Origin of the sequence: Photorhabdus sp. HUG-39, assembly GCF_963878365.1 — a bacterium.
Classification (GTDB): domain Bacteria; phylum Pseudomonadota; class Gammaproteobacteria; order Enterobacterales; family Enterobacteriaceae; genus Photorhabdus; species Photorhabdus kayaii.
The window spans coordinates 45,161-61,686 of the sequence record NZ_CAWNWY010000029.1; the positions used below are offsets into that span (position 1 = coordinate 45,161).

Sequence of the window (16,526 nt, forward strand, 5' to 3'; positions counted from 1 at the left end):
CGCGACGGCAAGGGAACGAATCCCCGGGAGCATAGATAACGATGTGACCGGGGTGAGTGAGTGTAGCCAACAAAGAGGCAACTTGAAAGATGACGGGTATATCAGAGAAACTATTGTTATTTCTATAATAATCACCCATTTTATTCATTAACCAGGAGTTGAAGATGAGAGAAACTGAGGAAAAAGAAAAAGGTGAAATGCTTGGAATTAATAATCATTATTTTTTCGTTATTAATCTTACCAATGAAAACTTAATCGGTGATGTGATTTGGAGCAGTTCTGGAAATACGAGCACTCTCAATGTTGATGGGTTACATCCAGCAACCGCTTCACTTATCCAAGAATTCTATCCAGAAAGTTGGAAAAATGATTATTGGCAATGGACGGCAAAAGGGAGAAGATATCAATTAAATTGTTATGACGATGATATCTATGTCGCTGTTGTGATTAGCGATTTTGGCATTAGTGTATTACCCACTGGCACCAGCCCGGATGCATGGAAATGGTAGCTTTTCTTCCACTTCATTATTTATGTAAGAAAAATGCATCATGTGGAAAATATCGATAGCACTCTTACATAAAGACAAGCTCGTAAGTCGACAAAACAAAGATCGTGATGGCATCACGATCTTTGTTTAATCGAATTAAAATCTTACCCTGGGAAAATTCTTGAACTTTATTATCCTCAATCACAAGCTCGCCCTATATTGTTCGTTGCCCCAGATTACCAAATTAAGTGATTTATCCTACCATTCACAATCGGCACTCTAGGGCGGCTTTTTCCTAATAATCGTTCTTGTCCACTCGATCCCTTAAGAGGTCTCGTCCCCAATTTTTAGCAAACAAAACCGAATCTTAGCAAACCCAATAAAATCACTAAATTTTTCGAACCCTCAGCAGAAAGTCCAGATAATCATCAGAATTTACTCTATATTTGCAACTATATACTTAATAGAAAGAACAATTAAACATCTATAGGATAAATACCCATATAAATTACTCATTCGTAATCATTTATTTAGGATAAATTATTATCAGACAATCCTTCTTTCTCACTCCATTTTTTTAGTAATAATATTCTATCTTGTATATATCTTTCAGACAATACTTCTAGTTTCTCTATTTTTCCTACTTGTAACTTAAGAAAATTATGGCTGAATTCACACCAAGAAACTAAAAAGAATTCATTATTGAAAAAGACCGACAGTGGACAGGTCGTCTTCACAGTATGTGCATTATTTAAGTCAAGAAAAGTTATCACTATTTTTGATTTATGGTATATCGCTCTTCTGATATCAGATAACATTAAGTTATTATTTGTAACTTTGCTGTAACCTTCTGTTTTTACAAACATTGGCGAATAATATAGCTGATCACGCTGTTCTTCAGGCAATACTGCGGCAATCTTAGATATAAAGCTATGAGCAGACTTAGACAAAACAACATCATTCTGTTCAATAACCCATTTATTGCCCAAAACTAAGGCATCAATTTCATCCATCGTAAACATTAAAGGAGGTAACATGAAGCCGGGCCGTAATATATAGCCCAAACCGGGTTCACCCTCTATATTTGCTCCCTGACTATTTAATAAAGCAATATCTCGATAAAGCGTGCGCAAGCTTACATTTAAATCACTAGCGAGTAATTTACCACTGACAGGATACCTTCTTTGTCTCAAGTATTGCAATAATACTATAAGTCTTTCGGTTCTTGACATTTCCGTACTCCTCATTTTAATAAAAATCAAATAGGAAAGGCTTTACTGAATAAATAGTATTGAGTTACTAGCCAGTTACCCAATATATACCCGTTATCTTTCAAGTTGCCTCTTTGTTGGCTGCACTCGCTCACCCCGGTCGCATCGTTATCTATGCTCCCGGGGATTCGCTCCCTTGCCGTCGCGATCCATCTTGAAATCCATAGGGTATAGCTATTTATTCTTAATTATCTATCATGGAACAATGTCGAGATTTCTCTATAAAACCATCAACTCGAAATCCTATATTTAATATAGCCATCAATTGTCAGGATTGACGAAAATACTATTGCCGTCTTACATAATTACCAAACTCTGTCAAGAGTAAATGTTCGATTCATTACGCCGAAACAAGGTTGAAGTAAGTGTCGAACATCATACATAGCGTAAATACTTAAAAGTTTAATATACTATTAATTAATACAAAAAATAAAATTCACACTCAACAAGATAACTTATCATAAGTAAACTTACTGCCTATCTCAATAGGGCTATTTTATTTGCCCTTCTTTGCCATAAAGAGCGAACCTGGGCAGTGCTCAAAATCCTCACGTACTACGTGTACGCTCCGGTTTTTCCGCGCTGTCCGTGTTCAAACTGCCTGCAACAATTACGCCCATTGAGATAGGCTCTTACTATGTATTAATGATATAAGAAAACACAAATATTAAAGTCAATTCTCATACTGCCAGTTAATACCTCAGCAGAAAAAGTATGGCCTTATTATTCTGACATATCGCTTCGTAATGCCTGGGAAGATGTTTTGATTTTATTACTAATGTAAAAGAGCCGCGGAACTAAAAGGCATACTCAAATAGGTCTAACCTTAACTTCTGTTGAAAAAATAAATTTCTTTAGACAAGATGAATAATCCTTAGTTTATCTTTAATTTATTTTTAATATCAGATTATTAATGTCAAACGATAATATTACATAAGTACACTATTGCGTTTACTAAAGATAAAAGCAAAACCAATATTTACCCATAACAATACCTCAGTTGATTAATAACTTTATGTTTTAGATTTGATAATTATTTTTTCTGTCAATAATAATCATCCTGGATAATCTAATGAATCTGTGCAAATTTTATATACCCGTCATCTTTCAAGCTGCCTCTTTGTTGGCTGCACTCGCTCACCCCGGTCACATAGTTACCTATGCTCCCGGGGATTCACTCCCTTGCCGTCGCGCTCCATCTTGAAATCCATAGGGTATATACCCGTTATCTTTCAAGTTAGCCTTTTTTATAGCCATTTAGCCAAAATTGCTCACTAACCCAATCTGAAACTTGTATCATATATTCGTTTATTTTATTTAAGCAAACATGAGCCTCTGATTCATAACATAATAACTTATGATTATCACCCCATAATTGATCTAATTTTTTCACTTTATCGATCGGAAATATATCATCTAATTCACCATGAACAGTAAAAACCTTGGTTTTACAAGGTAAAGAGATATCCAGTTTAATTTCGTCAAAAATAGACTGCATACGACTATTATCTTGCATAAATGCAAACTGGAAATCTTCTTTAAGCCTTCTTGGCAACTTATCAAACTCTGCTATTTCAGGCCCACCAGATAAATTGACGATACAACAAAATTTATCGCCAATTCTTTGCGCAACGCGTAGAGCAAAATAACCACCAAAACTAATTCCTAAGAAACAAAGAAGATTACTATTAATTCTGGTATCATCTTCTAATAATTTAACTATAGATCTAACATATAATTCCATATCGATAGCTATTGGCGATTTTCCAAGATTTATTCCCTGTCCTGGTCCATCAAATATAGCTACCGCCATATTTTTCCCTAAGAAAAATTCGGCCAAAGATAATATTTCAATTTCAGTCATTGAATCCAATCCATTGGATAAAATAACACAAGGCAAAGGATGATTCTCTTCTTCTTTATACCCTTTAGGGAATATAAGGAAGAACGGCATATGAAATTTATCGACGACAATATATTGGTGATCAACCAGCAAATCACTATATTTTATACTAGATAAAAAACATGAACGAATATACTCTCTGAGCTGTATCTTTCTACTCCTATCACTAAAATACATAAATTCCGCCCAATGATAACAGGCAGCGGCACTCCTCAAAGCACGAACATGACTGACTTCACTCTTAGCCGAGTTAGCGATATTAATATAGCTATCACCCACTTTTGACCAATTAATCATCCATTCATACCAAAACTCTTCAGAGGATAAGTCTAAATTTCCCACCGGAAAATGACTCAATGCCGCAACAACATCTCCCCAATGAACCTGGGGAGCATATTGAGAATTTAGGAAAAATAGTCTTGGCATAAAATAACCACAAGTAGCAAGAAGTTCTGGCGAAATTCTATTGGGTTTATTTTTATTATTCATCTTATTTTCCTTTGATTTACTAAATACGAGTGTCTAACCACTCTTTGCAGGCAAAAACCATTTTCTCACTATTTTCTGAAATAGCATTTTTTACTATCTCTCGTTGTTTCACTTTATCTTCCGTACCAAATTTAACTGCACATAAATCATGATTTAACTCAACATCATGACTAGAAATAATGAACGAACCACTTCCTTTACTTAATATACGCCATGAGCCACTATGGGACTTTAATACTAAAGGCGGCTCTGGTTGAAAATATTCAATCAATAAATTATCCGCATCACAGAATCGTATACTACGGAAAGTCTCATTTCCATTTGGTGTTGATACTTCCATATTAAATTCTTGATGTTTATCATCATTGTAAATGACTTTTACTAAATCACAATGCGGTAATATCTTGTTCCAGTCATCGATATTTAAAAAGATCTTATAAACATCATCAACTTGGTGAGGAATATAATATCCCGCAGAGAAAGTTAATAAATTTGATTTTTTATGACTTTCTACCTGACTCTTTATACTATCCATCTCCATTCGAGTATTATCATTGATAAATGAGATAATAAAGGAATTAGCCTGGTCATGATTATCAACACCATCAACGATACCACTGACATCTTCTAATAAACCCCAGTTCCTTTGTACTGTTAGAATACAGCGTTGATCATTAATAGGAATGATTTTCCATCTGCCATTCATTGTTTTTAATAATGGCATCGGTGTAGGCATAACATAATCAATCCGGTAAATAGTATCAAAATAATATCGCTGCGTTTGCCAACTTACTGCTTTATTATTTTGTTTTGCTTTGATTTCAACTAATTCTTCATTACCTGATCTCTTTAAAACTTCTGCACCATCACAGAATGAAAAAATATCTGTCCAACAAGAGACATCTTTAACCAAAGTATAAACCTGCTGTGCCGGCGCCTCACATACGACTGAGTGAGTAATCGTTCCTTTTAATACTTTTCCCACTCCCTCTGTTGATTCGACGATATTTTTTATATTATTTAGCTCTTTAACTGAATTAGTATCAATAGCTTTACTCATAAATTGGTGAGCCTGCTCTATTGTTTCAACACCATCAATTAACCCGGCTATTTCAGACTCAAGATCATATAAATGCTCCAACAACAGCACACATTGCTGAGAATTGATTTTAACCACGCGCCATAACGTTTCCATTTCTTTAACTAATGTCATTGAGGGATTCAGTTTTGATTTTATGCTGAATGTTTCTGGATAAAATTTACGATTTGATTCCCATTGCATTAAAATACCGTTAAGTAAAGCTTTGACCTCTATTTTTTCACCCTCTTTATCCCTAAAGAGAGCTTTTACTTCCTGGCAAGGCTCAAATATTTCCGGCCATTTATCAGAATTTAAAATGATTTGATATACATTTTCTACCTGAGCATTACAAATAATTGAATGTGATTCTACATAATTCATTATTGATTCCTCAATGTAAATAGTTTTTTAGGATCGATTGACTTAATTAACTCTGCTTTCAGTATTTTATCATTATGGCTCTTTGGAAAGTATTCATCAGTAACATAGAACCAGTCCGGCCACTTTTCCCGACTTAATTTACGACTTAAAAATGATGAAATAATATCTTCAATTTCAGGTAATGATTTCTTCGATATCTCGCCACTTATACAGGCAACCGGTTGATCAATCGCAACACCATTTTCATGGAAAGAAAAACCAACAACCGTAGCTACATTCACATTGGGTATCCGGGATAAAATAGATTCAATCTCTTCAGGATAAATTCTATGTCCGTTAGCACTCATAAAAGTATTTTGCTTACGTCCTTTTAAAATTAAATAATCCTCTTCATCTATATAACCGAGATCACCCGTGGCAAACCACTCATCAGGAGGCGTTATTTCTCCAGAAAGAACATCATAATATCCTTCCATAATACTTTCACCCCTTATTATAATTTCTCCAATATTATCAGATGAGCCTATAATAGGTTTAACCGCTACCTCCAATGTATTATCAATTTTGCCAACACAATAAATTGAATTGAGATATCTTTTATCACGATGATCTTGCTCATCTACCCAACAGAAAGGACCATAAGTCTCACTTAACCCATATCCCTGCATCCATTCACAGCCAATTAATTGACGCCCTTTTTCCAGTACGCTAGGCGGCATAGCTGCGGCGCCATAAGCAACAACCTGTAAGTCAGAGAGATCGATATTATGTTCTGCGGTTGATTTAATGAATAACTTCATCGACTCTGGGCGTAACATAATATGAGTTATTTTATTGCGAGAAAGATAATCAGGCCATCTCTCTACATTTCTGTCTTCCGGTATAAAAAGTGTTGATTGATGTAATAATGAACCGAAAGAAAAAATCACTCCCGTCGTATTATTCAACAAACCTGACATGAATATTTTAGCATCTTGAGTAAATTTTAATTTCTCTGTCACTGAATAAATTCGTCGACATACTAATGATTCTGAAATACTAATGGCTTTCGGTTTACCTGTACTTCCACTGGTGAACAGGACAATAAAATTAGCAATAGATTGCGGAGAATAAGTTATCATTGGGATTTCCGCGATATCATCACTGACCCGGATCTTATGATCTGAAATATCAATCACATTAATGTTATTTTCTTTTAATCTTCCAACAAAATGTTTATCTTTTTTAAGGTAAACCACAAAATCGTATTGCACTTCATTGGTAAAATTAATCCATTCATCGATTGTCGCTGATGATAAATTATAGGGCATTAATAAATGCAGCCCCATAGCACTAGCCGCAGCTAAAAAGAAAACACCTAATTCATCATGTTCAAATATAACAATGACTTTATTACCTTTTTGAACTCCTCGACTAAGTAAATCATCAATTAAATGGGAAACAGAAGATATTACCTCTTTTCTTGTATAGTGATAATCCTTAGTGATAATACAATCATGATGTAAGTTATCACGCCCTGAATGTAACAACATAGAGATTAGTTTCATTTCTGTTTCCCTTTAATTAGCAGTTAATTTTTATCGTTTAAACTTGATGAGACGAAATCAAGAACCGCTCTTCCTGTCTCCCAATGACTGAATTGACTTTTCGTCACAGAAATACCGAACTCTTTCTCAATCTCTTTTGCCAAGTCAGCTAATTCCGTAGAATCCATATCATAGGCATCAGCAAGGTTTGCATCCATATTGAAATCATCAATATTAATGTTAAGAAAAAGAGACAAAATCGTTTTTATTTTTACTTCTGGATTATTATTCATATATTTTTCCTCGCGTAATTACATATTTTAGAGATTAAATAGCTGAAAAACTCAACGCACATACATGACCTTGGTTACTGAAACGCTGAATTATTATTTGGTTAGCATTTGAAAACTCATTAATTTTATTAGATTGTTGTTCCCCATCCCCATGATTTTCTGACAAGAAGGATGACGCCAGGACTGAATCAATCACGCCACTGACTGAAAATTGATTATTCAAATAAGGCCTCAGATTTATAAATGATGTTTTTATCTCTTTATTTGAGAAAGCCTTACTCGTTATTTCTTTTTCATCATCATATATTCCATCCATAATAAATACAGCATTCTCATTATGGTTGAATAGTTCAGCAGTATATTCTAAGGTATTATTTCTTGTATTTTTATCAGGTGAAAAATAATCAACAAAACCGGTTAATTCACACAATATCGAAGCACCACGCTCTAAAGCGTGTTGTCTCTCTTCCAGCACCAGAAATGCAGCGCCCTCCGAAAAATCTCCTGGCCGTTTTTCGCCAAAAACCTCAGAGTGTCTCTGGTTTGACGCTTTCTCCAGTAAATTTTTAACTAATGGGCTGGAAAGATGTTCCGACGCACCACATAACATCACTTCCGCAACACCATTAGAAATTGCTTCCGCCGCATAGCCTATTGCTTGCATCCCTGCCACATCGGAGGTAGAAAACGTTTTAGATTGCGCACTAAAACCATAAAGCAGTGACAATTGCCCTTGAAGTGCCGCAGGGAACCATGCCGTGGCAACATAAGGTCCCATTCCCTTTATGCCTTCAATATGGAGCGCTTTAACTTCATCCTCAATATGTTGCCATCCACCAAAACAGTTTCCGACATATATTCCAACGCGATTAGGATCAAGCTTATCTACATCCAATCGACTCGCTTTTAATGCCATTTCAACGGCAACGATACCATAAACCGAAAATTCATCAATTTTACGTCTTAAGCGGTTATTGATATATTTCGCGCCATCGAAATCACTCAATGTTCTTATTACAGAACTTGCGGTCGTATTATTTTTCGATTCTTGGCCCAATAACTTCTGAATGACTTTTGATTTTATAGCGGTGACATCATTGCCATCAGGATGTATTGCACCAACACCGGTAACGACAACTCTTTTACGCATTGTCTACTGCCCTCATAACAATAACACTGTGAATACCAGAAAAACCACTTGATAATTTTAACGCGGTCTTAATTGGATATGAGCAACCTTGATTAGGAATATAATCTAAATCGCAATTAGGATCTGGCGTTTGATAATTAATTGTTGGGTGAACATACTGCTTTTCTATTTCAAGACATAATGCTACAGACTCTATCGCATTAGCGGCAGCTAAAGCATGACCTGTCATTGACTTTAATGAGTTAATTGGAATATCAAATGCACTTTCTCCCAAAACAAACTTAATCGCATTTGATTCGTTAATATCATTTTGCGCTGTAGAGCTACCATGAGCACTAATATAATTTACCGTTGATGGCGATATCTGGGCATCCTTCAACGCCATATCAATACACCGTGCCATTGCCATTCCATCCGCGGGTAAGTCAGTCATATGATAAGCATTATTGACGGATGCATACCCTGCTAATTCAGCATAGATGTGTGCTCCACGCTGCTTAGCGTGTTCATAAGACTCTAAAATTAATATTCCACACCCCTCAGCAATCACAAATCCATCCCGCTCAAGGGAAAAAGGGCAAGTCGCTGCTTGCTGATTTTCCAACTCTCTTGATGATAGTGCCCCTAAAGCTTCAAAAGAGCCGATAGAGAGTGGACAAAGTGGCGCTTCACTTGCACCAGCCAGCATAATATCCGCTCTGCCATAACGGATATGCTCCATCGCGATGCCTAATGCATCAAGTCCTGCCGCGCATCCGGTTGATATGTTACTGACGGACATAGACGCACCATATTTTTTCGCAACAGAAGTTGCGGCAGAGCTGAAATCAAAGCTGTCATAATCTTCTGATTTAATTAAATCAGGGTGAATATTCTCTTTACCCCCTTTAGTGATCCTGAGTAAACACTCTTCCATTCCCGCAGCATCGGCAATCGCTGTTGCTATCGCAACACCAAAACGCCGGCCATCAATGTCTGAGGGTTTTAAGTTTGCATCTTGCATTGCCATCTCAGAGGCTTCTAGCGCAAACTCAAGATATTTACGCTCACTTTTCAGAACAAATTCTTTGTTATTGCCATCACTACCGTGAACTTGTCCTATTGCTCCGCTTTTAAAGCCAAATTTTTCTCTTCCCCACTCATATTTACTCACTCCCGATTTCCCGTTATGAATATTGTTCCAAAATTCATTAACGCCAACACCTGTCGGTGCAACAACACCTAGCCCTGTCACCACAACTCTACGTGGTTGAGATTCATTTCTGTTATTTATTATCACAATAATTATCTCGATATAAATAGAATAAACATTTACTCAGGCAAGTTTTATTAATATAAAAGCTACCCATTTTCATTTAAGAAAATCATTATCTGTAAGTAGTGATATTAAACTACTTTATTTATACCCGTCATCTTTCAAGTTGCCTCTTTGTTGGCGGCACTCGCTCACCCCAGTCACATAGTTATCTATGCTCCCGGGGATTCACTCCCTTGCCGTCGCGATGCATCTTGAAATCCATTGGGTATATCTATAAAATCACATTTGTCATATATATTTGATTTTCATCTCCTAACCAAAATTCTTTAAAATAAGCACCAAACCATAACTCTATTTAAATACTTATTTGGTTCTTCACTGTTCTTTCATCTATTTAAACCGCAAGAATAATATGAATACTCCAGTCTAAACCAAACTAAGTTAACTCCCTTCGCTCTGCACATGGATAGAATAATTAAGCTTTTTATTAATATCTCAATTTATTCTTAAAAATCATCCAGAAAGGAGATGACAAATTTATTATCATAGAGCCGACATACCCGCTCACAGTACAATATAGCCAAACAATATAGCCAAGATAGTATATCTTTTGCTAACTTATATCTTATATACCCGTTATCTTTCAAGTTGCCTCTTTGTTGGCTGCACTCACTCACCCCGGTCACATAGTTCTCTATGCTCCCGGGGATTCGCTCCCTTGCCGCCGCGATGCATCTTGAAATCCATAAGGTATATATCGCCTTGATCACGGGAATTTACGATCAAACGGCGTATCTACTCACCTCTAGTCATTAATTTACACTGAGATTTATTTTTGTGAATTTAAATCATGCAATGCACAACTTATACCTTAATCCCCTTCTTTTAAATATTTAAGGCATATTGGTCATTAGATTTATACCCGTCATCTTTCAAGTTGCCTCTTTGTTGGCTGCACTCGCTCACCCCGGTCACATAGTTACCTATGCTCCCGGGGATTCACTCCCTTGCCGTCGCGATCCATCTTGAAATCCATAGGGTATAATTGTATGATCTATGAAATTTCTTTTCTGCTCATATTCTCCCCGCCTTACCATATAATTACATATTATTATAATATTGCGACCACTCGACTCCATGAAGCATCTGCTTTCTCTAATTTTATTGGAAAACAGCACACTTTAAATCCATAAGGTTTCGGAATACTGGTTAAATTACAAAGCCGTTCTATCTGTAAATAAGGGTGATCACGCCCGATAAAATGAGACGGCCATAAGCAATCTTTATTCCCCGTTTTTTTATAATCGTTAATCATCTCTATGAATGGCCGATCAAAGCTAAATGCATCTGTCCCAATAATCTTTACCCCTTGCTCTACTAGCCATTGAACAGCACTACTTTCAATCGCTCTATAGTGAGTAAAATAGGATTTTTCCCCCATGAATTTATCAGCTCCGGTATTGATCAGGACAATATCATTTTCTTTTATTTTATAATTAATTTTCTTTAATTGATTTTCTACTGACTGTTTATCAATTGACTGATTATCATGACTAAAATCAAGTAATACACCATGGCTATAAAACCAATCCAAAGGAATATCAGTAATTGTTGCTGGCTGATCTTGTCCTTTATGCCACCCATAGTGATAGGGAGCATCAATATGCGTTCCGGTATGTGTGGTCAATTGATAATACATCAGTGATAATCCCATACCATCAGGAAAATCATTGTGATCAATGATCCACTTTTTGCGTTTGAATAGTTTTATAAAGGCTCTTTTCCACCATGCACTGGTATGGAAATATAAATAACTTTCACCTAATTTATTAGCACCCTCTTTATGATCAACGACTCCCTTGGTTACTTTCTCAGGTTCCCAAAAATCACAATCTATAGGAACACTTAAGTCAATAATATTACTCATCTTTGTTCCTTATAATTTCGGAATAGTTTATTTCCTTGATATTTGGTGTAGAAATTATCTTCTTTTGAGATAAGGCACAAACAAATTTCTGATGATGAATCAATAATGTGCTCGCCTCTAATCCTTTCATATCTTTAACAGAATCAGAGTTATTAGCCAATAATTTCTCATGTAGAGTCGAAGCAAATAATTTAATATATGCTTCAAGCCTAACCCAATAGTATAATGACATTAAGTGATAATAATGTTTAAATCCGGGACTCACTCCTGATAGTTGCTTTAACATTACACCTTTCATATATTCCAACTCCTTATCCTTAATAAAACGTTCAATAATTTCAGAAAATTTTATCTTAGAAGGAGTGACTTCAATATCAACACCTATTTCCCTTGAGCTAAAACCGATGACACAATAGTTTCCTGATGCACTCAGAGAAAAATAATATTTGAAGTCTTGCTCCGTGGATATATAAGGTTTACCGTTATCATTCGTTATGATTTCATAATCAGATAAATATTGATTTAAAACATAACGTAACGCAACCCGTCTAAATATAAATTTTTTTCTTCTATCCGCTAAACAAATTTGGTTATGGCGAACTATATCAGAACGGTGAATTAACTGTTCAATAGAAGCTAAATCAATATCATCGATTTTTATAATCCAAAGATCCAAAAAATCAGATGATAAAGAAATATCGTCCATGATTAGTAATTACCTAATCCACCACACACATTAAGTGCTTGAGCGGTTACAGCCCCGGCGAGAGGGGATGCAAGATAAGCAACCATTTCAGCCACTTCATTAGGTTCAACATATCTTCCGATAGGAACACGCTCTTCTACTCTTCTTTTCGCTTCTGCTACATCAGTGCCCCAAATTTTGGCGTAATGTTCTCTGACACGCTCCGCCATCTCACTCTCAACAAACCCAGGACAAACTGCATTAACTGTAACACCTGAACCATTACGTGCTAATTCAAGCCCCAAGGATTTAGTCAGGCCAACAACACCATGCTTAGAAGCAGAATAAGGCGTACCATGAATAACACCTTGTTTCCCGCCGGTGGAGGCAATATTGATAATTCTGCCACCAGATAACATTAATTTTCTTGTCAAAACTTCATGTATAACAAAATAAGTGCCATTTAAATTAACGTTTATGACATTTTGCCAAGTTTGTGGGCTTATTTCAGCAGTAATACCGCCACCAGCAATGCCAGCACAATTCACAAGTACCGTCAGCTTATTATCTTCAAGCTCCAGTTGGTCAAACGCTTTTTTAACATCTTCGTGATTAGAGACATCACAAACTATTTTCTTTGCAAATTGACTACCATATTTATTGCGTAGTTTGCCAATTGCACTATCAAGACGCTCAGGAGTACGCGATAATAATATTGGTTCAAAACCATCCTCAGATAATCTTTCTGTAATTGCGAAACCAATATCTCCTGTCGCGCCGGTAATAAAGGCATATTTCATCTGAACTATTCCTATCGTTATTTATACCCGTCATCTTTCAAGTTGCCTCTTTGTTGGCTGCACTCGTTCACCCCGGTCACATAGTTACCTATGCTCCCGGGGATTCACTCCCTTGCCGTCGCGATGCATCTTGAAATCCATTGGGTACATATTATTTCTATTCATGGAAAAACACGATTACCTCTAACAAGCATTATTCACAAATTAGTGACAGTTTTTGTCAGCATTTACGAAAAATATTAACCGCTTCACGTAAAAATTAATAATATGCCAGTGTTACATTTGCAAAAACTTATAATACCAGATTGTTTTATAATTTCACTATACAAATTCATCTTTTCTGGCTAATCAGAGAATAAAATAGATGGTCAGCAATAATCACCGTATTTAAAAAAGGTTGAAAACCATGATGTTATGGATTAACCGTTAGGTTATATTTTCATAGAATGGCAATAGAATAGGAGGGGAAAAATACAACATAGAGAAACCTGAAAGCTTTCATCACCCATTACCCAAACAAACTTATACGCCCAATTAACTTCATTGTTGGCACAGAGTGATGACGAGACATATTCCAAGCACACACTCTTACCATCAGTATGTCAAACCGTTTAAAACCGGCGATATGCCAAAGTTAATCACCGGCTGGCTTATGTGACAGTTTAATGTATGTCTGATTCCTCTATAGAATATAACTTTTGGTTATATTAAATATAATCAATAAATATATTACAACAACGTTATTAAAAGGAATTAAATATAAAGATCATAATTTCCCAACGTGCTTTATAAGCATAGTTTAGATCTTAATTTTATAACAAATAATTCGCTTATTAATAAAAATCCTTACCGGATATTTATTATATTCACGCGGATTTTATTATTTTATCTACCGCGACGGTCACCACACCTTCATGATAACTAAATTCGAAATTCCAACCGAGCCGATTTAACATATTGAATAATTTATCAATCGTGTGGTTTTCCAGCTTTCCATTAATGATCTCGCTAATTCTCGCTTGAGTCGTTCCCAAAAGCTCCGCCGCTTTTACCTGACTTAAACCGCGCTCTTGAATCATCTTGCGGATGATTACCATTAATTGAGCGCGAATATGTTTATCATTTGCTTCGTTAGGATTATTGCTGGATGAAGCATAAGGGTTTTTCGTTACTATAAATTCCATCATCTCTACCTTAAAATCAGTACCAAAACCGATAAGAAAACGATATCAAACAGAAATTTATATCAAATTTGATATAAACGCAAGTTATTCTACGTTTTTTTACGATACTCTTCGAGCTGTTTATAACGTCCAGCAGCTGTTTTATAATCCTTTCTAGCCACTCCCTCTGTCTTCTTCTTGAATGTATGCAATATACCCGTCATCTTTCAAGTTGCCTCTTTGTTGGCTGCACTCACCCCGGTCATATAGTTACCTATGCTTCCGGGGATTCGCTCCCTTGCCGTCGCGATACATCTTGAAATCCATTGGGTATAGTCATTCACCAAGTTTATTAAAAAATATCGAATCCACTTCTAATGAAAAAAACAACTCCAGATTTAAAAATAAAGTAAATCACTACATCTTACTTATAGATCTTAAAAATACATTTCTCTCTATAAATTCATAGAAAACATCTTAATCTATTTATTTAAAACAATAAGTCATTCAATTCAATTAAACGTTCCGATTAATTATCCAATTCAAAAAATCCCCCACCGAACTGAATTGTATTTAATAATAGCATCCAACTTCCATCACGGACAACAACTGATATAAAAACCTACTCACCGGTCAGTAATTATCTGTCAAGTTAGAAAGATTGAAATGATCTCTATGCGTTAAACAAGTAAAAAACTATCACTTGATAAAACTCTTTATTCTAATAAGTTATTTACCAGATATTTATTAATTTATGAGATTTTTATTATTTGATTTACAGCAACTGCCACCAAGTTTATCTGATTTAAACTGTATTCTTGAATCATTTTATGGATCACCATCTCTCCTCTGGAATACCCTCCCCCCAACATAACGCGGGAAGGATATTTTCGATGACGTAATGAATCCCACGGATGCAGTCAGGTTTATCTGGATTGTAAAGGACAATACTCGCATGACAAAACTGATGCATAACCTGACGGCGAAATGTCTCGCGGGTATTCGGCGCGTATTCCTTGTTGTAGAACTCTCGCACCCAGTTCATGATGGGGGTGATGCCCAAAAGCGGGTTTTCCGCAGCAGCCCACGCCTTAACTGTAACACCTTTTGAAGATGCATTGAGCAGGCTTCAGTGTGTCCTTGTTGCGAGAAGAACCATTACAAACCCAGAGGGTATTTCATGGGCAGAATATGATACTTTATATTTACTTCAGCAATATCAACCGATGAATCCTACTGAAATTAGTGAAAAACTCGGCTTTACTCGCTCTAAAATGTCTAAGATTCTGAGGTTACTAAAAGATAACGAATTTATTAAACAAGAAACAGGGGAAAACGATAAACGCGAGATGGTCACTAAATTGAGCCCAAAGGGACTAATGTTTTTGCAGCGAGTTGCATCAAATAGGCACAATATGGCTGATATTGTGGAGTCTAATATGTCCAAAGATGAAATAGCTATATTTACAGAACTTTGTCATCGCGCTGCTGATCTTTTATATGCACAAACACTAATTGAGGATTAAGCGCATATTTATCTGTGTCGCTATCCTCAATTTCAGTGATTGATCCATCCGCCGTCAGGCACGCCGCTATCTGTATCTCCGGGCGCTCGTCCGATTGTTGATCCAGCAACGGGCGCAAACGTTGTAGTTGCGTCACATTCAAGTTGAGTAACGGCCAGGTATGATGAATACGCAACCAAGCCGGTTGGCCGCGCAGCACCTGCAAAAGATGCACCGAGCGAATAGATTCATTACCCTCTTCCAGAGAAGCAACACACCAAGCAACCTGTAACAAACTACACAGGTCGCTTGATAACCACGGGCGTTGATTGATGCTATGTGGCAAACGGTTAATTGTAGTCAGCAACGACTGCCATAACGCATCCATATCCCACTCATAACGTCGAGCAATCACCGTAATATCGCCTTCGCCGCCCTCAAGCAGCTTGAGTAACCAGTGTTCCACCGTGATTTCAGCATGTGCCCGTGTCTGGCAAAATGCAGCGGCAGCTTCCAATGCCCGTGCGCAATAGGAGTTTAAGCGGCGCAATAGTGCAGTAAATACGGTATCCATATTAAAGTCCTAGTTGTCATTGAGAGGTTAGG

The 16,526-nt window shown here is 36.4% G+C and carries 15 protein-coding genes and 1 pseudogene; 2 read left to right on the plus strand and 14 right to left on the minus strand.

Translation table 11 applies throughout. The features are described from left to right. The first annotated feature begins 164 nt into the window (after nt 1-164). Entirely contained in the window at nt 165-509 is a 345-nt protein-coding gene (locus AAC155_RS17300) for a hypothetical protein (RefSeq protein ID WP_112878032.1), read from the plus strand. A 509-nt stretch (nt 510-1,018) separates the two neighbouring features. Here AAC155_RS17300 and AAC155_RS17305 read toward each other — a convergent pair. The 13 genes from AAC155_RS17305 to AAC155_RS17365 form a co-directional block, all read right to left on the minus strand. Then, nucleotides 1,019-1,720, minus strand: a complete 702-nt coding sequence (locus tag AAC155_RS17305; protein WP_113043500.1) for a helix-turn-helix transcriptional regulator — start codon at nt 1,718-1,720, stop codon at nt 1,019-1,021. 1,276 nt (nt 1,721-2,996) lie between these two features. Next, a complete protein-coding gene (locus AAC155_RS17310; protein ID WP_113043501.1) occupies nt 2,997-4,151 on the minus strand; it encodes an alpha/beta hydrolase family protein in 1,155 nt (384 codons plus the stop codon). Between the two features lie 19 nt (nt 4,152-4,170). After that, complete coding sequence (locus AAC155_RS17315; protein WP_113043502.1) at nt 4,171-5,613, minus strand: SRPBCC family protein; 1,443 nt, start codon at nt 5,611-5,613, stop codon at nt 4,171-4,173. After that, nucleotides 5,613-7,160: a class I adenylate-forming enzyme family protein gene (locus AAC155_RS17320; RefSeq protein ID WP_113043503.1), complete on the minus strand. Its 1,548-nt coding sequence runs from the start codon at nt 7,158-7,160 to the stop codon at nt 5,613-5,615. Before AAC155_RS17320 ends, AAC155_RS17315 begins: the two co-directional genes overlap by 1 nt. A gap of 23 nt (nt 7,161-7,183) precedes the next feature. After that, nucleotides 7,184-7,432: an acyl carrier protein gene (locus AAC155_RS17325; protein WP_113043504.1), complete on the minus strand. Its 249-nt coding sequence runs from the start codon at nt 7,430-7,432 to the stop codon at nt 7,184-7,186. A gap of 34 nt (nt 7,433-7,466) precedes the next feature. Then, nucleotides 7,467-8,582, minus strand: a complete 1,116-nt coding sequence (locus AAC155_RS17330) for a beta-ketoacyl synthase N-terminal-like domain-containing protein (protein ID WP_113043505.1) — start codon at nt 8,580-8,582, stop codon at nt 7,467-7,469. Continuing rightward, nucleotides 8,575-9,861: a beta-ketoacyl-[acyl-carrier-protein] synthase family protein gene (locus tag AAC155_RS17335; RefSeq protein WP_113043506.1), complete on the minus strand. Its 1,287-nt coding sequence runs from the start codon at nt 9,859-9,861 to the stop codon at nt 8,575-8,577. The genes AAC155_RS17330 and AAC155_RS17335 overlap by 8 nt, the downstream gene beginning before the upstream one ends. 485 nt (nt 9,862-10,346) lie before the next feature. Then, nucleotides 10,347-10,610, minus strand: coding sequence for a hypothetical protein (locus AAC155_RS17340; RefSeq protein WP_158536595.1), 264 nt, complete (start codon nt 10,608-10,610; stop codon nt 10,347-10,349). A 341-nt stretch (nt 10,611-10,951) separates the two neighbouring features. Beyond that, nucleotides 10,952-11,767, minus strand: coding sequence for a cyclase family protein (locus AAC155_RS17345; RefSeq protein WP_113043507.1), 816 nt, complete (start codon nt 11,765-11,767; stop codon nt 10,952-10,954). Beyond that, entirely contained in the window at nt 11,760-12,473 is a 714-nt protein-coding gene (locus AAC155_RS17350; protein WP_113043508.1) for a 4'-phosphopantetheinyl transferase family protein, read from the minus strand. Before AAC155_RS17350 ends, AAC155_RS17345 begins: the two co-directional genes overlap by 8 nt. Before the next feature lie 2 nt (nt 12,474-12,475). Then, nucleotides 12,476-13,252 (minus strand): SDR family oxidoreductase, encoded by a 777-nt coding sequence (locus AAC155_RS17355; protein WP_113043509.1) that lies wholly within the window; start codon nt 13,250-13,252, stop codon nt 12,476-12,478. A gap of 866 nt (nt 13,253-14,118) precedes the next feature. Beyond that, nucleotides 14,119-14,436 carry a helix-turn-helix domain-containing protein gene (locus AAC155_RS17360; RefSeq protein ID WP_158536596.1) on the minus strand — a complete coding sequence of 106 codons (318 nt, stop codon included), beginning with the start codon at nt 14,434-14,436 and terminating at the stop codon, nt 14,119-14,121. Nucleotides 14,437-15,250: 814 nt separating this feature from the next. Continuing rightward, complete coding sequence (locus AAC155_RS17365) at nt 15,251-15,460, minus strand: hypothetical protein (protein ID WP_228902929.1); 210 nt, start codon at nt 15,458-15,460, stop codon at nt 15,251-15,253. Here AAC155_RS17365 and AAC155_RS17370 point away from each other — a divergent pair. Continuing rightward, nucleotides 15,459-15,941: a MarR family transcriptional regulator gene (locus tag AAC155_RS17370; RefSeq protein ID WP_228902930.1), complete on the plus strand. Its 483-nt coding sequence runs from the start codon at nt 15,459-15,461 to the stop codon at nt 15,939-15,941. The genes AAC155_RS17365 and AAC155_RS17370 overlap by 2 nt on opposite strands. Nucleotides 15,942-16,011: 70 nt before the next feature. Here the strand turns inward: AAC155_RS17370 and AAC155_RS17375 are convergent. Next, a pseudogene (locus tag AAC155_RS17375) lies at nt 16,012-16,494 on the minus strand (type VI secretion system ATPase TssH); the annotation flags it as partial. Between the last annotated feature and the right edge of the window lie 32 nt (nt 16,495-16,526).